The sequence below is a fragment of the Kitasatospora sp. NPDC048296 genome (assembly GCF_043201815.1).
GTDB lineage: Bacteria > Actinomycetota > Actinomycetes > Streptomycetales > Streptomycetaceae > Kitasatospora.
This window is the reverse complement of the sequence record NZ_JBICZB010000003.1, coordinates 20373-42198: the sequence shown is the minus strand read 5'-3', so window position 1 is coordinate 42198 and position 21826 is coordinate 20373. Positions and strand designations below refer to the sequence as shown.

General features: G+C 71.6%; 18 protein-coding genes. 5 read left to right on the top strand and 13 right to left on the bottom strand.

Annotated features, from left to right (window positions below; translation table 11 throughout):
- Positions 1-113 precede the first annotated feature (113 nt).
- The 5 genes from ACGF12_RS03185 to ACGF12_RS03165 all read right to left on the bottom strand — a co-directional run bounded on the left by ACGF12_RS03185 (position 114) and on the right by ACGF12_RS03165 (position 5838).
- Entirely contained in the window at positions 114-464 is a 351-nt protein-coding gene (locus ACGF12_RS03185; protein ID WP_393024750.1) for a hypothetical protein, read from the bottom strand.
- A 51-nt stretch (positions 465-515) separates the two neighbouring features.
- Positions 516-1808 carry a sensor histidine kinase gene (locus tag ACGF12_RS03180; protein ID WP_393024747.1) on the bottom strand — a complete coding sequence of 431 codons (1293 nt, stop codon included), beginning with the start codon at positions 1806-1808 and terminating at the stop codon, positions 516-518.
- A gap of 8 nt (positions 1809-1816) precedes the next feature.
- Positions 1817-2539, bottom strand: a complete 723-nt coding sequence (locus ACGF12_RS03175) for an ABC transporter permease (RefSeq protein WP_393024743.1) — start codon at positions 2537-2539, stop codon at positions 1817-1819.
- The gene (locus tag ACGF12_RS03170) at positions 2536-3486 is read right to left on the bottom strand and encodes an ABC transporter ATP-binding protein (RefSeq protein ID WP_393024740.1); all 951 of its coding nucleotides are present in this window, start codon (positions 3484-3486) and stop codon (positions 2536-2538) included. Before ACGF12_RS03170 ends, ACGF12_RS03175 begins: the two co-directional genes overlap by 4 nt.
- A 198-nt stretch (positions 3487-3684) precedes the next feature.
- Positions 3685-5838: a prolyl oligopeptidase family serine peptidase gene (locus tag ACGF12_RS03165; protein WP_393024737.1), complete on the bottom strand. Its 2154-nt coding sequence runs from the start codon at positions 5836-5838 to the stop codon at positions 3685-3687.
- A gap of 311 nt (positions 5839-6149) precedes the next feature.
- Here ACGF12_RS03165 and ACGF12_RS03160 point away from each other — a divergent pair, with 311 nt between their 5' ends.
- From ACGF12_RS03160 to ACGF12_RS03140, 5 genes are all read left to right on the top strand, one after another.
- Complete coding sequence (locus ACGF12_RS03160; RefSeq protein WP_393024734.1) at positions 6150-6344, top strand: DUF2304 domain-containing protein; 195 nt, start codon at positions 6150-6152, stop codon at positions 6342-6344.
- Between the two features lie 92 nt (positions 6345-6436).
- Entirely contained in the window at positions 6437-7354 is a 918-nt protein-coding gene (mshB, locus tag ACGF12_RS03155; RefSeq protein ID WP_393024731.1) for an N-acetyl-1-D-myo-inositol-2-amino-2-deoxy-alpha-D-glucopyranoside deacetylase, read from the top strand.
- On the top strand, positions 7351-7806 hold the full coding sequence (locus ACGF12_RS03150; protein WP_393024729.1) for a DUF6113 family protein: 456 nt from the start codon (positions 7351-7353) through the stop codon (positions 7804-7806). The genes mshB and ACGF12_RS03150 overlap by 4 nt, the downstream gene beginning before the upstream one ends.
- 249 nt (positions 7807-8055) lie before the next feature.
- On the top strand, positions 8056-10461 hold the full coding sequence (locus tag ACGF12_RS03145) for a peptidoglycan binding domain-containing protein (protein ID WP_393024726.1): 2406 nt from the start codon (positions 8056-8058) through the stop codon (positions 10459-10461).
- 135 nt (positions 10462-10596) lie between these two features.
- The gene (locus ACGF12_RS03140) at positions 10597-12315 is read left to right on the top strand and encodes an ABC transporter family substrate-binding protein (RefSeq protein WP_393024723.1); all 1719 of its coding nucleotides are present in this window, start codon (positions 10597-10599) and stop codon (positions 12313-12315) included.
- 32 nt (positions 12316-12347) lie between these two features.
- On the opposite strand, the gene ACGF12_RS03135 is transcribed toward ACGF12_RS03140, so the two are convergent.
- The 8 genes from ACGF12_RS03135 to ACGF12_RS03100 all read right to left on the bottom strand — a co-directional run bounded on the left by ACGF12_RS03135 (position 12348) and on the right by ACGF12_RS03100 (position 21818).
- Entirely contained in the window at positions 12348-13397 is a 1050-nt protein-coding gene (locus ACGF12_RS03135) for an ABC transporter ATP-binding protein (RefSeq protein ID WP_393024720.1), read from the bottom strand.
- A gap of 159 nt (positions 13398-13556) precedes the next feature.
- The gene (locus tag ACGF12_RS03130) at positions 13557-14762 is read right to left on the bottom strand and encodes an ABC transporter ATP-binding protein (protein ID WP_393024717.1); all 1206 of its coding nucleotides are present in this window, start codon (positions 14760-14762) and stop codon (positions 13557-13559) included.
- On the bottom strand, positions 14752-15804 hold the full coding sequence (locus tag ACGF12_RS03125) for an ABC transporter ATP-binding protein (RefSeq protein ID WP_393024714.1): 1053 nt from the start codon (positions 15802-15804) through the stop codon (positions 14752-14754). Before ACGF12_RS03125 ends, ACGF12_RS03130 begins: the two co-directional genes overlap by 11 nt.
- A 16-nt stretch (positions 15805-15820) precedes the next feature.
- Positions 15821-16735 (bottom strand): ABC transporter permease, encoded by a 915-nt coding sequence (locus tag ACGF12_RS03120; protein ID WP_393025181.1) that lies wholly within the window; start codon positions 16733-16735, stop codon positions 15821-15823.
- 76 nt (positions 16736-16811) lie between these two features.
- The gene (locus ACGF12_RS03115; protein ID WP_393024711.1) at positions 16812-17738 is read right to left on the bottom strand and encodes an ABC transporter permease; all 927 of its coding nucleotides are present in this window, start codon (positions 17736-17738) and stop codon (positions 16812-16814) included.
- A gap of 192 nt (positions 17739-17930) precedes the next feature.
- Complete coding sequence (locus ACGF12_RS03110) at positions 17931-19553, bottom strand: ABC transporter substrate-binding protein (protein ID WP_393024708.1); 1623 nt, start codon at positions 19551-19553, stop codon at positions 17931-17933.
- A 206-nt stretch (positions 19554-19759) separates the two neighbouring features.
- The gene (locus ACGF12_RS03105; protein WP_393024705.1) at positions 19760-20776 is read right to left on the bottom strand and encodes an ABC transporter ATP-binding protein; all 1017 of its coding nucleotides are present in this window, start codon (positions 20774-20776) and stop codon (positions 19760-19762) included.
- Positions 20769-21818 (bottom strand): ABC transporter ATP-binding protein, encoded by a 1050-nt coding sequence (locus ACGF12_RS03100; RefSeq protein ID WP_393024702.1) that lies wholly within the window; start codon positions 21816-21818, stop codon positions 20769-20771. The genes ACGF12_RS03105 and ACGF12_RS03100 overlap by 8 nt, the downstream gene beginning before the upstream one ends.
- Between the last annotated feature and the right edge of the window lie 8 nt (positions 21819-21826).

Here is a 21826-nt window from a genome sequence, read left to right as displayed (position 1 = left end):
GGGAGCTGAGCGCAGTGGGAAGTCGGCCGGGCCGACTTCCCACACCGCACCGGGCGGTAACTCCGGTTCTCCATGGCACGCACCGGTGCGACGAAGCCACGTCCTGCCAGGGGTTACAGCCAGCGCTGGGCGGCCTCGACGCTGTCGGCGCCGCTGGTGTTGAAGGCGATGGCGGCCCGCGGAGCGTGGCGGCGGACGAGGTTGACGACGAGTTCGAAGAACGGCAGCGCCGGCTCCGGCTTGCGGATGCCGCCGCCGATGACCACGACGTCCCAGTCCCGGTCGGCCAGGGCAGCGGTGATCGCGGGCTCGGCGGTCCCGTCGGGGGCGACCAGGGTCATCGCCGCGTCGAGGCCGTGGTCGGCGAAGCGGGCGAGTTCGGCGTCGAGGACGGCCCGCATGCCGTCGCCGTCCATGCCGGGGACGGTGTGCGGGTCGAAACCGAGGATGAGAACGGTGGACATGCCCAACAGAACGATCAGTCCGCCCGATCGGGTTCCCCGACTGCCGTCCGGCTAGCGGGCCTTGGAGGGATCGGAAGGCGCGGCGGGCTCGGAAGGCGCGGCGGGCTCGGACGGCGCGGCCGTCGTCCGCAGCGGCACCGAGGCCCGCAGCCGGAAGCCCTTCCCGCGCTCCCCCGGCCCGGTCTCCAGCCGCCCGCCGACCAGCGCGAGGCGCTCCTCCAGCCCGGAGAGCCCGTTGCCCGCCTGGGACTTGCCCGGCCCGCGCCCGTCGTCGGCGATCTCCAGGACGGCGTAGCGCTCGCCGCTCGCCTCCCAGCTCTCGTCCGCCGTCACGGTGCAGACGGTGGCGCCCTCGCCGTGCCGGACGATATTGGTGACGGCCTCGCGCAGCGCCCAGGCCAGCGCGCCCGCCTCCTCGTTGGCCAGCGACGGCCAGGCGTCCACCAGCTCCGGCGCGGCCTCCAGCCGGACCTGCGCGGCGGACAGAGCGGTCCGGGCGGCGGCCAGCTCGACCGGCAGGGTCGGGCGGCGGAAGCCGGTGACCGCCTCGCGCACGTCGATCAGCGACTGCCGGGCGACCTGCTCGATGTCGGCGACCTGCGCCCGCGCCGCCTCGTCCTTGCCCGCGTCCATGAACCGCCCGGCGAGCTCGCTCTTCAGGGTGATCAGCGAGAGCGAGTGCCCGAGCAGGTCGTGCAGGTCGCGGGCGAGCCGCAGCCGCTCCTCGGAGGCGGCCAAGTGGGCGACGGCCGCCCGGGCCTCACGCAGCTCCTTCATGGTGGCGACCAGCCGCTGCATGCCGGTCATCGCGACGCCGGAGAGGAAGGCGCTGAGGGCGAAAGTGCTGATGTTGTCCGCATTGGCGTGGATCAGCAGGCCGGTGGCAGCAGTGAGCACGGCCATGCCGACCAGCGCGCGCAGCGCGTGGTTCAGCGGGCTGATGACCGCGAGGCACACCGAGGCGTAGATGAACAAGGTCAGGAAGGCGTCGCCGAGGACGAAGGAGGCGGCGACCGCCAGCACGGTCATCGTCGCGACGATGACCTGGCAGGCCCGCGGCCGCATCCCCGCCTGCGAACGGAAGATCACCAGCAGGATGTAGGCGGCCACGAAGACCGCCAGGCAAGTCCAGCCGAACGCCTGACCGGCCAGGCTGTGGTGCCCGTGCAGCAGGTTGCCCGCCGGGTAGGCCAGGTAGAGCATCCACAGCAGCATCCAGGCGACCTTGACCATCAGCTGCCGCCGGGTCTCCACCGGGGCGCCGGGGACGTTCATGAACGACACGCGCGCCGCACCCGCCTCCGGCTGCTCGTCGGTACGCTGGGTCTGGCGCGCGTCACTCATGTGGATCATCATGCCTGGCGGGTGTCACGCCGGTACAGTGCGGCGGCGGCTGCGACGAACACCGCGAGGAAGGCGGCCAGCCCGGCGACCGCGACCAGGTCCAGGGAGTGCCCTGGCCGGGTGAAGGTGGCCAGCCGGTTGTACAGGAACACCGGGTTGAACCGGGCGAACTTCTCCAGCGAGTCGCTCACCGGGAACCAGGTGCCGCCGAGCAGCGCCATCAGCATGTAGGTGATCATCACGATCGGCTGCACCGCGTCCGGCGTCGCCGCGTACCCGAGCGCCACCCCGAGCGCCGCGAAGACGAAGCTGCCCAGCCACAGCGCGGCCACCAGCCCGATCCACTGTGCCGCGCCGAGCTCGACGCCCTGGCTCGCGCCGACCGCGAAGACCACCAGGATCGCCGGCAGCGTGGTCACCGCGGTCGCCGCGATCTTGCCGACGGTGTACGCCCGGCCCGGCAGCGCGGTCAGCCGCAGCTGGCGCGTCCAACCGCTCTTGCGCTCCAGCGAGATCCGCTGCGCATTGCCGGTGAGCACCGCGCCGACCGCGCCGAAGGTGGCCATCGAGACCATGAAGTAGGACTTCACCGGCAGGCTGCCGGCCACCTTGGAGGTGTCGTAGGCGTGGATGAAGAAGACGTACAGCAGCGCCGGGTAGGCGATGGTGAAGAGCAGGTAGCGCCGGTTGCGGAGGGTCCGCAGGATCTCCAGCTTGATCAGGGTGGTCATCGCACGCTCTCCTTCGCGGCGCCGTCCTCGCGGTCCAGCTCGCCCGTGATGGTCAGGAAGGCCTGCTCCAGGCCCAGGCCGGCGACCTCCAGCCCGCGCGGGTACAGGCCCGCCCGGTAGATCCCGGCCACGCTCGCGTCGGCGTCCGCGGTGCGGATCCGCACCGTCCGCACCCCCGGGACGCGGGCGGTGACGTCCAGCGACTGCACGCCCGGCAGGGAGCGCAGCACGGCCTCCTCGAACTCGCCGTCCGTGTCGTGGAGTTCGAAGGCGATCCGGCGCGCCCCGGCGCGCGCCTTGATCTCCGCGGAGCTGCCGTCGGCGATCAGCCGGCCCCGGTGCAGCACCAGGACGCGGTCGGCGATCGAGTCGGCTTCCTCCAGGTAGTGGGTGGCGAACAGCACCGTGCGCCCGGCGTCGGCCTGTGCCCGCATGCTCGCCCAGAACCCCTGCCGGACGCTGACGTCCATGCCGGTGGTGGGCTCGTCGAGCACGATCAGGTCGTTGTCGCCCGCGATCGCCAGGGCGAAGCGGACCCGCTGCTCCTGGCCGCCGGACAGCTTGTCGACCCGGCGGTCGGCGATCTCGGTGATCCCGGCGTCGGTCAGTACCTCCGTGACCGACCGACCGCTCGGGTGCACCTTGCAGGCGAGCTCGACCAGCTCGCGGACCTTGACGTCGGTCATCAGCCCGCCGCTCTGCAGCATCGCGCCGACCCGGCCGGCCGCGATCGCCTCCCGCGGGGTGCCGCCGAACAGCGTCACGCTGCCCTGGTCGGGCTCGCGCAGGCCGAGCAGCAGGTCCAGGCTGGTGGACTTCCCGGCGCCGTTCGGGCCGAGCAGGGCGACGGTCTCGCCCGGCCGCAGCACCAGGTCCAGCCCGTCCACGGCGCGGACCCGCCCGTAGTTCTTGCCGACGCCGCGGAAGGCGGCCACCTCGGTAACCATCGCCCGGCTCCTCTCCCCTGACGGGTGTCCTGTGCGGCGCTGTCCGCACCACCTCAGAGTCCCGCGCTGGCGGGTGCCGGCGGCAGTGTCGGCCGTCGTGCCTTCGGTATGACGGATGTCATGCCGGCGGCCGGCACCCCCATCACCCCAATGAGGCAGTACCGGGTACCGGCCGCGAACAGGCTGGCCAGGGGGGTTCTACAGGCCCAGCGCGCGCTTCACGAAGTCGACCTGGAGCAGCAGCAGGTTCTCCGCGACCTCCTCCTGCGGGGTCATGTGGGTGACACCTGACAGCGGCAGCACGGTGTGCGGGCGGCCTGCGGCCAGCAGCGCCGAGGAGAGCCGCAGGGTGTGGGCGGCCACCACGTTGTCGTCCGCGAGACCATGGATGATCATCAGCGGCCGCTCCAGCCCGGCCGCGTAGCCGTTCAGCGAGTTCGCCTCGTACACCTCGGGCCGCTCGGCCGGGTGGCCCAGGTAGCGCTCGGTGTAGTGGGTGTCGTACAGCTCCCAGTCGGTGACCGGCGCACCGGCGACCGCCGCGTGGAACACGTCCGGGCGGCGCAGCACGGCGAGCGCGGAGAGGTAGCCGCCGTACGACCAGCCGCGGATGGCGACCCGGTCGAGGTCGAGCGGGAACTCCCCGGCGAGCGCCTGGAGCGCGTCCACCTGGTCGTCCAGGGTGGGTCCGGCGAAGTCGAAGGCGATGGACTTCTCCCAGGCCGGACCGCGCCCGGGGGTGCCGCGGCCGTCGGCGACGACCACCGCGAAGCCCTGGTCGGCGAACCACTGCGAGTTGAGGTGCGGGTTGTGGGCCTGGACGACGCGCTGGCCGTGCGGGCCGCCGTACGGGTCCATCAGGACGGGCAGCAGGCCGTCGCGCTCGCGGTCGTAACCGGTGGGCAGGAAGACGGCGGCCGGGATGCGGCGCTCGCCGGCGAAGCGGAAGACCGGGCGGGCGGTGATGACCGGGGTCTCGGCGTAGGAGGCGATGATCGCGACGTCGTCGACCACCACGCCCTCCGGCAGGTCGCGGGCGACCTGCACCAGGGAGCCCGGCAGGTCGGGCTCGGCGGTGGCCCGGACGGTGATGCCGCCGGCGTGCACCGCGCTGGTGACGGAGGTGAACGGACGGCCGTTGGAAGACTCCCAGGCGAGCCGCTTGCCGTCGTGGCTGATCCGGCCGACGGCGATCCAGCCGGGCTCGGGGTCGGTCTCCTCGGCGCCGCCGGAGGCGGTGAAGAACACCTCCTCCTCGGTCACGGTGACGACGGACCTGATGTGCAGGTCGGCCCCGGTGACGGCCTGGTCGCCGACCACCAGCGCGCGTACTCCTCCCTCGTCGGAGATCCGGACCAGCTTGCCGTCCGGGGTCCAGGCCGGGACGCCCGGGAAGGCCTCCAGCCAGGCCTCGTCGCGCTCCTCGAACAGCACGTCGGTGGCGCCGGTGACCACGTCCAGGCCGAGGATCCGCTGCGCGCGCTGGTCGCGGGACTCGACCAGCAGCAGCGGCACCCCGCCCTTGGACCAGTGCACCCGGGCCAGGTACGGGAAGGCCTCGCGGTCCCAGGACACCTCGGTGCGCCCGCCGTGCAGGTCGAGCACCCAGAGGCCGACCTCGGCGTTGGCGGTGCCGGCCGCGGGGTAGGCGACCTCGGCGGGCTCGCGGTCCGGGTTGGCCGGGTCGGCGATCCACCAGCGGCGCACCGGGCTGTCGTCGGCGCGCTCGACCAGCAGCCGGTCGCTCTCCGGGGACCACCAGAAGCCGCAGTCGCGGTCCATCTCCTCCTGTGCGATGAACTCGGCCTGGCCCCAGGTGACGTTGGGGCCGTCCGGCTCGGCGAGCGCCCGGTCGCCGCTGCCGTCGGTACGGGTCAGCCGCAGCTCGCCGGTGGTGTTGGCGTAGGCGACGTGCGTGCCGTCCGGGGAGAGTCGCGGGTCCAGCAGCGGGCCCCGGGCGGGCAGTTCGGCGGTGGCGCCGGTGGCCAGGTCGGCGGTGAACAGCCGACCGGACAGGGCGAAGGCGGCGAGCTTCCCGTCCGCGTCCAGGGCGTAGCCGACGACGCCGGCCGAGCCCTCGCGGCTGCGCTCGCGGCGGGCCTTCTCGGCCGGCGAGAGGTCCTCCTCGCCGCCGCCGAGCAGGACGGCCGGGTCGGCGGCGATCCGCTCCTCGCCGGTGGCGGTGTCGAGGGTCCAGAGCAGGTTGGCCCGGTCTCTGCCGGAGCGTGAGCGCAGGAAGACGACCCGCGAGCCGTCCGGTGCGACGGAGAAGGAGCGGGGCGCGCCGACGGTGTAGCGCAGGGTCCGCGCGTACTGCCGGGGGAAGGTGTCCGCAGGGGTGTGGGAGGTCATGGCACCAGACCCTACGACGGCGGACTCCCACGACAGGGTGACTGGTGATCACTCGTTCGGAGCATCGTCGCGAAGTACCCCCCAAAGAGCTCCAAACCCCCTCCGACCGGCCCATGCACCGTACGAGTGCGCCGATGCCCCGGCACACGTGGGCTCACTGAATGTAATGCTCCCCTTACCTATCGGGTATGACTGGTCAGGCGAGTGACCGTCGGGTCCGTCCCGGCCCCCGGTCACCCGGCCCCGATTCCCGTACGGTCCCACCGCCACCCTCCCCAGGGGTCGGCACCCGAGAAGGGGGATGAGCCGACATGGCCATGAACATCTCCGCAGTCGCGCTGACGCTGACGATCGTGGTGGTGCTGGTCCGCCGCTCCGACCTGAAGCCGACGCATGCCGTCGTCTGCGCGCTGCTCGGCTTCTACCTGGCCTCCAGCTCGATCGCCCCGTCGATCAGCCAGGTCACCAGCAACCTCGCCGGGATGCTCAACGGCCTGAAGCTCTGACCCGCGGCCGCGGTCGGCAAGGGCCTGCCGCCGCCCCGCCCGCCCTCCGGGCGAACGACGCGAGTTTGGCGGCAGGCCCTAGGCTTCCTCCCATGACCGCGACTACCGGCCGCAGCCTCCTCCTGGTGCACGCCCACCCCGACGACGAGTCGATCGGCAACGGCGCCACCATGGCCCGGTACGCCGCCGAGGGCGCCCGGGTGACGCTGGTGACCTGCACCCTCGGCGAGGGCGGCGAGGTGATCCCGCCCGAGTTGGCCCATCTGACGGCCGATCGGGACGACACCCTCGGCGCGTACCGGATCGGCGAGCTGACCGAGGCGATGCGCGCCCTCGGCGTCACCGACTTCCGCTTCCTCGGCGGCCCGGGGCGCTACCGCGACTCCGGGATGATGGGCGTGCCCGACAACGACGTCCCCGGCTGCTTCTGGCGGGCCGACGTGGACGAGGCGGCCGGCCACCTGGTCGCGGTGATCCGCGAGGTGCGGCCGCAGGTGCTGGTCACCTACGACGAGAACGGCGGCTACGGGCACCCGGACCACATCCAGGCGCACCGGGTCGCGATGCGCGCGTACGAGCTGGCCGCCGACCCGGCGCACCGCCCTGAGCTGGGCAGTGCCTGGCGGATCGCCAAGGTGTACTGGAACCGGATGCCCCGCTCGGTGATCGAGGCCGGGCTCGCCGAAACCGCCGTCAAGGCGCCGTTCCCGGGCGTCGCCCAGCCCGCCGACGTGCCAGGGGTGGTGGCCGACGAGGCCGTCACCACCGCGCTGGACGGCGCCGGGTACGCGGGGCGCAAGGCCGCCGCGATGGCCGCGCACGCCACCCAGATCACCGTGGACGGCGCCTTCTTCGCGCTCTCCAACGACCTCGGCCAGCCGCTGTTCGCCACCGAGTACTACCAGCTGGTGCGCGGCCAGGCCGGGCCGGAGCGGCCCGAGCGCGACCTGTTCGCGGGCCTGGACCACGACACCGAGACCGAGACCGCCACTGAGGGGAGCGTCCGATGACCGCGCCCGCCACGCCGCCGCGCCGCTCGTTCGCGGCGACCGTCCTCGGCACCCAGAAGGAGCGGCTGGCCGAGCCTCAACCCCCGCGCGCCGTCCGGATCGCGGTGTATGTCCTGTTCTTCCTCCTGGGCATCGCGGTATCGGTCTGCGGATCCTTTGTGCAGGCCCTGTGGCCGCCGGTGGGGGTTCTGCTGGCGCTCGCCGCGAGCGTCGCGACCTTCTACGCCGGTCTGCGGATCACCGGCACCCGGCTCGGCGCCGCGATGCCCGCGGCCGGCTGGTTCCTGGCGATGCTGCTGATGATGGTGCCCCGGCCGGAGGGCGACAACGTGCTGTGGTCCAACGCCACCTCGCTGGCCTGGCTGTTCGCCGGATCGGTCCTGGGCGTGATCTGCGCCACCCTGCCCACCCGTGGCAGCTGGTTCCCGGGGGTGCCCAACCCCCCGCGCTGATCCCGCCCGCGCGCGGCGTACGGCACCGCGCACGACGCGCAGTCAGGACCACACGGCCGTACTCTCATACCGGAGGAACCGGACGTATCAGGATCTGTCCGAAGCCGTTCACCCCTCAGTTCTTCCCAGTATGGTGGTCCCGCAGTACGTCGAACCCGACCGTCGGTCGCAGAGACAGGCCCAGGGCCCGGCGACCACGAACCGCGGTCGCGCCGCACGGCCCGCCCGCGAACCCGGAGCAGAGCAGCATTGAGCAGCCGCGAATCTGACAACGCCAACCCGACGCCCCGGCGCACGGGTCCGGACGCCTACCCGTCGGGCACGCCGCCCTACGGCACACCGGGATTCCCCGGCGGCGACCGGGCCGCGGCCGGTGCCGACCAGGGCGCCGCGTCGGGCGGCGAGGACGACGGCCCGAAGACCGAGACCACCCTGACCACCCGGGTGCGGATCAACATCCCGGGCTCGCGCCCGATCCCGCCGGTCGTCGTCCGCAGCACCGTCAAGAACGAGGACGGCCCGGGCGAGCCGGCCCCGGCCCCGGCCGCCGCCGAGCCGGGCGGCCCGCGGCACCGCTCCGCGCCCGCCTCGCCCGTCCTCGGCGTGATGGAGGGCGGTGGCCGCGGGGCCACCCCGCCGCACCTGCCGCCGGAGTGGCAGATCCCGCCGATCCCGCCGGCGACCTCCGAGTCCGAGTCCACCGGCGCGTGGTTCCGGCCGCGGCAGAAGAAGGCCCCGGCCACCGAGCCCACCCCGGCCGCCGTGCCGGCCGGTGCCCCGAGCGCGCCGGAGGCCCCGGCCGGAGCCGGCACCGCCGCCGAGGCCCGTCCGCAGGGCACCCCGAACGGCGCCCGCCCGGCCCCGTCGGCCGCTGCGGCCCGCCCGAACGGCCGCCCGGTGCCCGCCCCGGGCAAGTCGCCGAACCAGGCCCCCGCGCCGTTCGGCGCCGATGCGCCGGCCGAGGAGCCCGGGGTGTACGAGGCCGCCGAGCCCTTCGCCCCCGTCACCGACCCGTTCGCCCCGGTCGCCGACCCGTTCGGCCCGACCGGCTCCGAGGCCGGTCCGCGCGGCCCGCGCGGCGGCCGCCCCCAGCAGCAGGCCCAGCAGCCGAACGGGGCCCAGCCGAACGGTGGACGGCCGAAGCGGCGGCAGCAGAACGGCCCGCAGGGCGCGCCGGGTCTGAACGGCCGTCCGCAGGGCCCGGCCCCCGCCGCGCCCGGCCCGGAGGACACCTCCGTGGACGGCTTCGCGCCGATCCGCGAGAACACCCCGCCGCCGGCCGCCATACCCGGCCTGCCCCAGAACGGCGCCCCGCGCGGCGCCGACGGCCGTCCGCAGCCGGGCCTGTTCGCCTCGGCCCCGACCGGCGCCGACCCGTTCGCCACCCAGCGTCCGGCCGCCCCCGGCCAGGACCCCTTCGGCCCCCCGGCGGCCCCCGGCGGGCTGTTCCCGGGCGCGCCGCAGCCCGCCCCCGGCGGCTCCCCGCAGGCCGGCCGCGACCCGGAGGCCACCGAGTTCACCCCGCTGCCGACCCCGGCCACCGGCCCGGGCCCGGAGGCGGCCCGACCCGCGCCGGGCGGTCCCGACGGCCCGGTTCCGCCCGGTCCCGCCGCGCAGCCCGCCCCCGCACCGAACCCCGCCCCGGCTCCGGCCAAGGCCGAGCCGGCCGCCCCCGCCAAGGGCAAGGGCAAGGGCAAGGGAGGCGGCGCCAAGAAGCTGGTCAAGCTCGGCGTCTACGCCGTCGGCGGCGTGCTCTTCCTCGGCGCCGCCGCGTACGGCACCGGCCTGATGCTCAACGAGTCGGACGTCCCCAAGGGCACCGTGGTGCTCGGCACCGACATCGGCGGCAACAGCCGTGACCAGGCGATCCACGCCCTGGACGAGTCGGTCGGCAAGGCCGGGCAGCAGCCGCTCAAGCTGAAGATCGGTGACCAGAGCGTCGACCTCGACCCGACCGTCGCCGGGCTGAGCTTCGACACCACGGCCACCGTGGACGGCCTCGCCGCGCACAGCTACAACCCGGTCGACGTCATCAAGTCGCTCAAGGGCGGCACCAAGGCGGTCGCGCCGGAGGTCCGGGTCGACCGGGCCAAGCTCAAGGCGGCGCTGGACTCGCTGGCGGCCGGCTCGGGCCAGGGCCTGCAGGAGGGCTACGTCAAGTTCGGCGACAACGGCGACCCGGTCGTGGTGCCCGGCAAGGCCGGCCAGGCGGTGGACTCCAACGCCGCCCTGGACGTGGTCGAGCAGGCCTACCGCGACCGCGCCGCCGGCAAGCCGGACCAGCCGATCGCGCTGGCCGTCACGGCCGCCCAGCCCAAGGTCTCCACCCAGGCCCTGCAGGCCGCGGCCGACGGTCTCGGCAAGCAGGTCGCCAACGGCAAGATCCACATTGTGGCCGGTGCCAAGTCCTGGGAATTCGGCGCCAAGACCGCCGCCAAGGCGCTCACGCTGGTCCCGGACGCCTCCGGCAAGATCGCGCCCAAGTGGGACCTCGACGCGCTGAGCTCGCAGCTGAACGGCGTGTTCGACAAGGTGAAGGTCAAGAAGAACGGCCAGACCGGCACGATCACCCCGCAGGACGTCGCGGACGCCGTCACCTCGCTGTTCGACAAGACCGGCGACAAGGACCGCACCTTCAAGTTCACCGTCGCCTGACGGACCGGACACGAACGAGGGGCGGGCCCGCTGCCGCAGTACCGGCAGACGGTCCCGCCCCTCGACAACTCCCCCTCCCGGTCAGCAAGATGTGACGCCACACCTTCCGTCACAACGACCCCGGGAGCCACGCCGATGAGCAACCGCCTCCAGCACCACCGGACGGCACTGCTCGCCGGCCTCACCGTCCTGACTCTCTCGCTCGCGCTCTGCTCCTGCTCCTCCGGGCAAGGCGACGCGGGCGCGGACGCGATGCCGAGCGCCGCCGGGGTCCCCAAGCTCACCTCGATCGACATCAACCAGCACGACCGCTCCGAGCTGCGCCAGGGCGGCACCCTGAACCTGGCGATCACCCAGTTCTCCCACCAGTGGTCGCCGATCCACGCCGACGGCAGCGAGTCCTCGACCATCGCCGTCACCAAGCCGCTGCTGCCGACCTTCTTCCGCTCGGACGCGGCCGGCACCCAGACCGTCAACCCGGCCTACCTGCAGGAGGCGCACGCCGACTTCAAGGACGGCCGGCAGGTGGTCACCTGGACGCTCAACCCCAAGGCCCACTGGTCCGACGGCACCCCGATCACCTGGCGCGACATCGAGGCCAACTGGCGCGCCCTGAACGGCCGGAACCCGGCCTACCGGCCCTCCAGCAGCACCGGCTTCGAGCTGGTCTCCTCGGTCGAGCGCGGCAAGGACGACTTCCAGGCCGTGATGACCTTCGACCAGCCGTTCTCCGAGTGGCAGTCGATGTTCAACGGCGCCGCCAACGCCCCGCTGCTGCCGGCCGCCAAGGTCTCCACCCCGGAGCTGTTCAACTCGGCCTACCTGGACGCGATCCCGCTCACCGCCGGCCCGTTCAAGGTCGACCGCCTGGACCCGGCCGCGCAGACCGTCACCCTGGTCGCCGACCCCACCTGGTGGGGCGACAAGCCGATGCTGGACAAGATCGTCTTCCACGCCATGCTGCCCGACGCGATGGGCGCCGCCTTCGCCAAGGGCGGGATCGACCTCTTCAACAACGGCCCGGACCTGGCTGGCTACCAGGTCATCAAGAACACCAAGGGCGCCGCCGTGCGCCGGGCCGGCGGGCCGGACTTCCGGCAGATCACCCTGAACGCCCGCACCCCGGCGCTCGGCGACCCGTCCGTCCGCCAGGCCGTGTTCCAGGCGATCAACCGGGACGCCCTGATCCGCTCCGACCTCAACGGCCTGGACTGGCCCGGCGTCCCGCTCAACAACCACCTGCTGGTCGCCAACCAGAACGGCTACCGCGACAACTCCCTCGGCCTGTCCCGCTTCGACCCCGCCGACGCCGCCCGCAAGCTGGACGCGGCCGGCTGGAAGCTCGACGGCGACGTCCGGAAGAAGGACGGCCGCGAGCTGAACCTGCGGATGATCGTCCCGGCCGGGGTCGCGGTGGCCCAGAACGAGGCCGTCGGCGTCACCAAGATGCTCAAGGACGTCGGGATCAAGGTCACCACGGTGACCGCCGCCGCCAACGAGTTCTTCGACAAGTACGTCAACCGCAACGACTTCGACCTGGCCGCCTACGCCCTGATCGGCACCCCGTTCCCGGCCAGCGGCAGCCGGGCCGGCTTCGCGCAGAACGGCGGTGCCAACCACGTCGGCGCCGGCAGCGCGGCCGCGGACGCCGCGCTCGACCGGGCCGCCGCCGCGACCGACGCCGGCACCGCCTCCGAGGCGATCAACCAGGCCGACGGCGAGCTCTGGAAGGTGGCCGGCGTACTGCCGCTCTACCAGCGGCCGCAGCTGTACGGCGCCCGCGCCGACCTCGCCAACATCGGGGCGCAGGGGCTGTCCGACATCGTCTGGGAGAACGTCGGATTCACCAAGTAGGGCCGCCCGGAGCCCGGTTGGCCCGAAGGGGCTCAGCCGTGCAGCGTCTCCCGCCAGTAGTGGCAGGCGCTGCGCCGGCCCGGCAGCTCGGCGCCCTCCTCGTCCACCACCGGCACCAGCGGCGGGAGTTCGGCCAGGCAGCGGTCCTGCACCCGGTCGCAGCGCGGGTTGAACGCGCAGCCCTGCGGGATCCGCAGCAGGCTGGGCGGCAGGCCCTTGATGGCGTGCAGATCCTGGCCCTTCTGGTCCAGCCGCGGGATGGAGTCCAGCAGGCCCCGGGTGTACGGGTGGGCCGGGCGCGCGTACAGCTCGTGCACCGGGGCGGTCTCGACGATCCGGCCCGCGTACATCACGGCGATCTTGTCCGCGACGTCGGCGACCACGCCCAGGTCGTGGGTGATCAGGATCAGGCCCATGTTGAACTCGGCCTGGAGTTCGGCCAGCAGCTCCATCACCTGGGCCTGCACCGTGACGTCCAGCGCGGTGGTCGGCTCGTCCGCGATGATCAGGTCGGGCTCCAGGGAGAGCGCCATGGCGATCATGATGCGCTGGCGCATGCCGCCCGAGAACTGGTGCGGGAAGTCACCGACCCGCTGCCGGGCGGCGGGTATGCGCACCCGCTCCATCAGCTCGACGGCCCTCTCCCGGGCCTCCTTGCGGGAGAGCCCCTGGTGCACCCGGAACATCTCGCCCAGCTGGTAGCCCACGCTGAGCACCGGGTTGAGGGCGGACAGCGCGTCCTGGAAGATCATCGCGATCCGCTGGCCCCGGACGGCCCGCCGGGCCTTGGAGTTCATGGTCAGCAGATCCTCGCCCCGGAACAGGATCCGCCCCGAGGTGATCTTCCCCGGCGGCATGTCCAGGATGCCCATGACCGCCTGCGCGGTCACCGACTTGCCGGAGCCGGACTCCCCCAGCACAGCCAGCGTCTCCCCCGCCGACACCGAGTAACTCACCCCGTTGACGGCCCTGGCGACGCCGTCCTGGGCGTGGAACTCGATGTGCAGGTCCTCGACCTCCAGCAACGGGGTCCCGGGCTCCAGGCTCGACCGGCCGCCGCCGATCACCTCCACCGCGTCCATGTGAGCAGCCCTCCTCAGCGCAGCAGCGACCACCGATAGGCGTCTAGCAACTATCAATGACCGACGCGCACTTGGGGAGGGCGCGGCAGATCTCGGTTCCATCACGGCACGGCACGGGGCGCGCCCCCGTGCCGAGGACGCGCCCTGGGGACGGCGCGGTCAGTCTCCGCTCGGCCCGTTCTCGCGTTCCGGCGCGCCCTGCTCGATCTCGCGCTCCGCCGCACTCTGCTCGATCTCGCGCTCCGCCGCGCCCTGCTCGATCTCGCGCTCCGCCGCGAAGTGACAAGCCGAGTCGTGGAAGGCCGCGCCCTGCAGCCAGCTCGGCGAGGCGAGCAGCGGGATCTCCTCCGCGCAGCGCTCCTGCGCCTTCCAGCAGCGGGTCCGGAAGCGGCAGCCGGACGGCGGATTGGCCGGCGAGGGCACGTCCCCGGTGAGCACGATCCGGTCCCGCGACTCGCGCGCCGTCGGGTCCGGCACCGGTACGGCCGACAGCAGCGCCTGGGTGTACGGGTGGGTCGCGTGGTCGTAGATCTCCGCGTCGGTGCCGATCTCGACCATCTTCCCCAGGTACATCACGCCGACCCGGTCGGAGATGTGCCGGACGATGGAGAGGTCGTGCGCGATGAACATGTACGACAGGTTGAACTCGCCCTGCAGCTGCTCCAGCAGGTTGATCACCTGCGCCTGCACCGACACGTCCAGCGCCGAGACCGGCTCGTCGCAGATGATGATCTCCGGCTTGAGTGCCAATCCCCGGGCGATGCCGATGCGTTGGCGCTGACCGCCGGAGAACTGGTGCGGGTACCGGTTGATGTACTCCGGGTTGAGCCCGACCACGTCCAGCAGGTCCTGGACGGCCTTGCGGCGGTCGCCCTTGGGCGCCACCTCGGGGTGGATCTCGAAGGGCTCCCCGATGATGTCGCCGACCGTCATGCGCGGGTTCAGCGAGGTGTACGGGTCCTGGAACACCATCTGGATGTTGCGCCGGACGGCCTTCAGCGCGGACCCGGACAGCCGGGAGATCTCCTCCCCCTTGTACCGGACCGAGCCGCCGGTGGCCGGCTCCAGGTTCATCAGCACCTTGGCCAGCGTGGACTTCCCGCAGCCGGACTCGCCGACGATGCCGAGCGTCTCACCCTGCATCAGATCGAAGCTGACCCCGTCGACGGCCTTGACCGCGCCGACCTGCCGCCTGAACAGCACGCCCTTGGTGAGCGGGAAGTGCTTGACCAGGTCCCGGACTTCGAGGATCGGCTCGCCGCGCGGGATGTCCTGGTTGAACGCGACCTCCTCCGGCACCACCCCGCCCAGCGCGCTGGACCCGTTGGCAGCGGCCCTGCCGGCGCCGGCTCCGTCAACGGTCATGGAGGGTCTCCTTCCAGAAGAAGCAGGCGCTGCCGCGCCCCTCCAGCGGCGTGCCGTCCTCCTCGGCGACCGGGAACAGCTCCGGCACCTCGGCCCGGCAGATGTCCTGCGCCCGGGGGCAGCGCGGGTTGAAGGCACAGCCCCTGGGGATCCGCAGCAGGTTGGGCGGCAGGCCCTTGATCGCGTAGAGCTCCTGGCCCTTCTGGTCCAGCCGCGGGATGGAGTCCAGCAGGCCCCGGGTGTACGGGTGGGCCGGGCGCGCGTACAGCTCGTGCACCGGCGCGGTCTCGACGATCCGGCCCGCGTACATCACCGCGATCTTGTCCGCGACGTCGGCGACCACGCCCAGGTCGTGGGTGATCAGGATCAGACCCATGTGGAACTCGGCCTGGAGTTCGGCCAGCAGGTCCATCACCTGGGCCTGGACGGTCACGTCCAGCGCTGTGGTCGGCTCGTCCGCGATGATCAGGTCCGGCTCCAGGGCCAGCGCCATGGCGATCATGATGCGCTGGCGCATGCCGCCGGAGAACTGGTGCGGGTAGTCGTTCACCCGCTGCTTGGCCGCCGGGATGCGCACCCGCTCCATCAGCTCGACGGCCTTCGCCCTGGCCTCCGCCCGCGAGGCCCCCTGGTGGGCCCGGAACATCTCGCCCAGCTGGAAGCCCACGCTGAGCACCGGGTTGAGGGCGGACAGCGCGTCCTGGAAGATCATCGCGATCTTCCGGCCGCGGATCCTCCGCCGCTCGTCCTTGCCCATCTTCAGCATGTCCCGGCCGCGGAAGCGGATCTCGCCGCGCGGGATCCGGGCCGGCGGCATGTCCAGGATGCCCATGATCGCCTGTGCGGTCACCGACTTGCCGGAGCCGGACTCGCCCAGTACCGCCAGCGTCTCCCCGGCCCGGACGCTGTAGTTGACCCCGTTGACGGCCCTGGCCACGCCGTCCCGGGTGACGAACTCGACGTGCAGGTCCCGGACGTCGAGCAGCGGCCCCTCGTACGGTGTCTCCCGCTCGTGTTCGGTGCTGTGCACAGCTGTGGTCACGATGCGCTCCCCTCGCTCAGCGAAGCTTCGGGTCGAGGGCGTCGCGCACCGCGTCGCCCAGCATGATGAAGGCCAGCACGGTGACGGACAGCGCCGCGGCCGGGAAGAACAGCACGTACGGCGCCGTGCGGATCACCTTCTGGGCGGAGGAGATGTCGATGCCCCAGGAGATGGTCGGGTCCTGCAGACCGATGCCGAGGAAGCTCAGCGTCGCCTCGGTGGCGATGTAGCCGCCGAGCGCGATGGTGGCGACCACGATCACCGGGGCGATCGCGTTCGGCAGGATGTGCCGGAACATCAGCCGTCCGGTCCCGGCACCGAGCGCCCGGCCGGCCACCACGTAGTCGGCCTGCTTGACGGTCAGCACCGCGCCGCGCATGACACGGGCGATCTGGGTCCAGCCGAGCACGCCCAGCGCGATGACCACGCTCCACACCGTGCGGGTGGAGAAGGCGTTCAGCAGCACCAGCGAACCGAGCAGCAGCGGGATGCCGAAGAAGATGTCGGTGATCCGGGAGATCACCGCGTCCACGCCGCCGCCGAAGTACCCGGCGACCATGCCGGTCAGCCCGCCGAGCACGGTGACCGTGGCGGTCACGAAGATGCCGACGGTGATCGAGGCGCGGGCGCCGTAGATGACCCGGGCGTAGATGGATCGGCCCTGCGCGTCGTAGCCGAACCAGCCGGTCCCGAAGATGTCGCCCCAGTCCGGCCGCCGCAGGTAGTCGTGCACCAGGTCGGCCTTGCGCGGGTCGGCGTCGGTGAAGGCCCAGGGGAAGATCGCCATGATGACGAGCAGCAGGATCAGCACCGCCGAGATCAGGAAGATCGGCCGCCGGCGCAGGTCCCGCCAGGCGTCGCCCCAGAGGCTGCGGGCGTCCTCCCGCTTCTCCACGTCCCGTTCGACCAGGGTCCCCTGCTCGACCGCCATGCCCTGCTCCCCGGCGTAGTCGAGGCGCGCGACGCCGGGCTTGGGGTGCGGCTCGTACGAGTCCTCGTCGTGGATGTCAGGCATAGCGGATCCTCGGGTCCAGGACCGCGTAGAGCAGGTCGACGAGCAGGCTGGCGACCAGGTAGACGATCACCAGGACGGTCACGATGCCGACCACGGTGGGGCCTTCCTTCGTGTTGATCGCCCGGTACAGGACGTTGCCGATGCCCTGCACGTTGAAGATGCCCTCGGTGACGATCGCGCCGCCCATCAGCGCGCCGAGGTCGGTGCCGAGGAACGTGACCACCGGGATCAGCGAGTTGCGCAGCAGGTGGCGCAGGACGATGGTGCGCCGGGGAAGGCCCTTGGCGACGGCCGTGCGCATGTAGTCGGCCCGCAGGTTCTCGCCGATCGAGGTCCGGGTGAGCCGGGCCACGTAGGCGAGCGACAGTGAACCCAACACCACGGCAGGCAGAACGAGTTGGGAGAGGTCGTAGCTGTTCTGCACGGTCGGGGTGACCCAGCCGAGGTTGGTGGCGAAGACCGTCTGCGCGATGTACGCCAGCACGAAGACCGGGATCGAGATCACCACCAGGGTCAGCACGAGCACCAGGGTGTCCTGGATGCTGCCGCGCTTCAGCCCGGAGACCAGGCCGAGGGCGAGGCCCAGGATCATCTCGAAGACGAAGGCCAGCAGCGCCAGCCGGATGGTGACCGGGAAGGCGTTGGCCATGATGTCGGAGACCGGGCGGCCGGTGAAGCTGGTGCCGAAGTCGCCCTGGAAGAGGTTCCCCATGTAGTGCAGGTACTGCTTCCAGACCGGCTGGTCCAGGTAGTACTTGTGCTTGATGCTGGCCACCACGGCCGGGTCGGCGGCCTTCTCGCCGAACAGCGCGACCACTGGGTCACCCGGCAGCGTGTAGACCATCACGAAGATCAGCAGCGTGGTGCCGAAGAACACCGGAATCATCTGCAGCACCCGCCGCAGCACGTAACTGCCCATCCGAGCCTCCTTCCAGGGCGTGTCTTGTGGGTTTTGTCGGATCAGGCCGCGGACCCGGCAAGGACCCGCAAGACACGCCCTATGTTCCGGCCGGCCGGGCCGGTCGGCCGAGAGACCGCGCCCCGCCCTCCGTGCGGGGAGGGCGGGGCCGGCCCGGGGGTGCGGGCCCGCCGCCGGGCGGGCCGCAGGAGATCAGCCCTTGACCTCGACCTGGGTCCAGGCCGGGTTGCCGAAGGAGTCGAACTTCACGTTCTGCACCTTGCTCGAGTAGCCCGAGTTGGTGCGGTAGTACCAGAGCGGGATGGCCGGCATGCCGCTCGGCAGCACGGCCTCGGCCTGCTGGTAACCGGTCACGGTGTCGGCGACACTGGGGGCCGCGTCGGCCTTGGTGGCCGCGTCGTCGAACTGCGGGTTGCTGTACCCGAAGTCGTTGGAGGCGGCGCCGGTGCGGTACACGTCGGCCAGGAAGTTGGCGTTCAGCGGGTAGTCCTGCACCCAGCCGGTCCGGAAGGCGCCGTCGAGCTGGTGCGCGGTGATCGCCGCGCGCGCGGTCTTGAAGTCCGGCTTCGGGTCGCCCAGGCAGTCGACGCCGGTGTTCTGCCGGATCGAGTTGCAGACCGCGTCCACCCACTCCTTGTGGCCGCCGTCCGCGTTGTAGGTGATCAGCAGCTTGTTGCCGGGGACGCCGCCGCCCTGCTGGATCAGCTGCTTGGCCTTGGCCGGGTCGAACTTGCAGAAGTCACCGCAGGCGCCCTCCTTGTAGCCCTCGACGCCCTCGGCCACCCAGGCGCTGGCCGGCTTGCGGGAACCCTGCAGCACGGTCTTGGTGATGGTGTCGCGGTCGATCGCCATCGACAGGCCCTGGCGCACCTTGGCCTTGTCCGGGGAGGACCAGTCGGCCTGGTAGAGCGTGAAGCCGATGTTCTGGATCGCGCCCTGCGGGGCGTCGATGGCCCGGTCGCCGAGGTCGCTCTTGTACGTCGCCAGCGCGGACGGCGGCACCTGGTCCATCACGTCCAGGTTGCTGGACTGCAGGTCCGCGTAGGCGGCCTCGGACGTGGTGTACATCTTGAAGACGATGCCGCCGTTCTTCGGCTTGTCCACGCCCTGGTAGTCCGGGAAGGTCTTGGTGACCACCTCGGTGTTGTGGGACCAGCTGACGAACTGGTAAGGGCCGTTGCCCACCGGCTTCTGCCCGTACCCGTTCGGGTCCTTGAAGAAGCCGTCCGGCAGCGGCGAGAAGGCGATGTAGCCGAGCTTGTACTCGAAGTACGAGACCTTGTGGTGCAGCTTGACGGTGAAGTGCAGGTCGTCGGTGACGGTCAGTCCGGACATCTTGTCCGCGGTGGGCTTCCCGCTGGTCGGGTGGACGTCCTGGTAACCCTCGATGTCGTCGAACCACGAGCTGTTGATCTGGGCGTTGGCCGGGTTGGCCGCCCAGTTCCAGGCGTCCACGAAGTTCTTGGCGTGCACCGGGGTGCCGTCGTGGAACTTCCAGCCGTCCTTCAGGGTGACGTTGAAGGTCTGCGAGTCGCTGGTATCGATCTTGTCCGCGGCCTGCAGCCGGATCTTCGCGGTGCTGGGGTCGTAGTCCACCAGCCCCTTGAAGAGGTTCTGGATGATGCGACCGCCGCCGACCTCGTTCGCGTTGGCGGGCTGCAGCGGGTTCTGCGGCTCACTGCTCTGGTAGCTGAACGTCTTGGTGGCGTTCGACGAGCTGGTGCCACCGCCTCCTCCGCCGCCGCACCCGGTGGCCACCAGGACCACGGACGTCGCAGCGGCGAGGACCAGGCGAGCACGGGCGGCTACGGGCATGGAGGTCCCTCCTCATCGGGTGTGTGTCGCATCACACCCCATGAGAAGCGTGCCCCGGCGACGGCGCGAGCCGGGTGCACCCGGACGAGTGCCGTAACCCCCTGCGGGGTTGACGCGGTGCCGGGCCGGCGCAGTGCCGGATCGACCGAATGCCGGAAGGGCCCGCGGCCGAAGCCGCGGGCCCTTCCTGGGACACCGGGGGGAGGTCAGGCCGCGGCCGACTCCCGGACCTCGGCGAAGTGGCAGGCCGACTCGTGCGCGGCCGGGCCCTCCAGCGTGGTCGGGATCGCCAGCAGCGGGATCTCCTCCGCGCAGCGGTCCTCCGCCTTCCAGCAGCGGGTGCGGAAGCGGCAGCCGGACGGCGGGTTGGCCGGCGAGGGGATGTCACCGGTGAGGATGATCCGGTCCCGCGACTCGCGCGCCGTCGGGTCCGGCACCGGCACCGCGGACAGCAGCGCCTGGGTGTACGGGTGGGTGGCGTTCTCGTAGATCTGCTCGTCGGTGCCGATCTCGACCATCTTGCCCAGGTACATCACGCCGACGCGGTCGGAGATGTGCCGGACGATGGAGAGGTCGTGCGCGATGAACATGTACGACAGGCCGAACTCGCCCTGCAGCTGCTCCAGCAGGTTGATCACCTGCGCCTGGACGGACACGTCCAGGGCGGAGACCGGCTCGTCACAGATGATGATCTCGGGCTTGAGCGCGAGACCGCGGGCGATGCCGATGCGCTGGCGCTGACCGCCGGAGAACTGGTGCGGGTACCGGTTGATGTACTCCGGGTTCAGACCCACGACGTCCAGCAGGTCCTGGACGGCCTTGCGGCGGTCGCCCTTGGGCGCGACCTCGGGGTGGATCTCGAAGGGCTCCCCGATGATGTCGCCGACCGTCATACGCGGGTTCAGCGAGGTGTACGGGTCCTGGAACACCATCTGGATGTTCCGGCGGACGGCCTTGAGGGCCGAGCCGCTCAGCTTGGAGATGTCCTCGCCCTTGAACAGCACCTGGCCGGAGGTGGCCCGCTCCAGGTTCATCAGCACCTTGGCCAGCGTGGACTTGCCACAGCCGGACTCGCCGACGATGCCGAGCGTCTCACCCTTCTTCAGGTCGAAGCTGATGCCGTCGACGGCCTTGACCGCGCCGACCTGCTTCTTGAACAGGATGCCCTGGCTCAGCGGGTAGTGCTTGACCAGGTCCTTGACCTCCAGGATGTTCTCAGCCATGGAGGGTCTCCTTCCAAAGGTGGCACGCGCTGCGGCGGCCGGTGAGCTCCTCGCCGTCCTTGCCGGTCACGTGATGCAGCGCCGGGATCTCCGTGCGGCACAGGTCGGTGGCGACATCGCAGCGGGGGTTGAACGCGCAACCGGCCGGGACCTTCAGCAGGTTCGGGGGCAGGCCCTTGATCGCGTACAGGTCCTGGCCCTTCTGGTCCAGGCGCGGGATCGAGCGGAGCAGGCCCTTGGTGTACGGGTGCGCGGGGTTCGCGTACAGCTCGTGCACCGGGGCGGTCTCGACGATCCGGCCCGCGTACATCACGGCGATCTTGTCCGCGACGTCGGCGACCACGCCGAGGTCGTGGGTGATCAGGATCAGACCCATGTTGTACTCGGCCTGCAGCTCCGCGAGCAGGTCCATCACCTGGGCCTGGACGGTGACGTCCAGGGCGGTGGTGGGCTCGTCGGCGATGATCAGGTCGGGCTGCAGCGACAGCGCCATGGCGATCATGATGCGCTGGCGCATGCCGCCGGAGAACTGGTGCGGGTAGTCGCCCACGCGCTGCTTGGCAGCGGGGATGCGCACCCGGTCCATCAGCTCGATGGCCTTGGCCTTCGCCTCGGCCTTGGAGGCGCCCTGGTGCACCCGGAACATCTCGCCGAGCTGGTAGCCGACGCTGAGCACGGGGTTGAGGGCGGACAGCGCGTCCTGGAAGATCATCGCGATCTTCCGGCCGCGGATCTTGCGCCGCTCCTCGTCGCTCATCTTGAGCATGTCCTGACCGCGGTACAGGATCTCGCCCTGGGTCACCTTGCCCGGAGGCATGTCCAGGATGCCCATGATGGTCTGCGCCGTCACGGACTTGCCGGAGCCGGACTCGCCGAGCACGGCGAGGGTCTCGCCGGCCGCGACGGAGTAGTTGACGCCGTTCACGGCCTTGGCGATGCCGTCCCGGGTGTGGAACTCCACGTGGAGGTCCTTGACCTCCAGGAGCGGGGTTCCGACTTCGAGACGGTCGCTCTTCTGGTTGTTCTCGATCACGGTGGTCATCGGGTCGT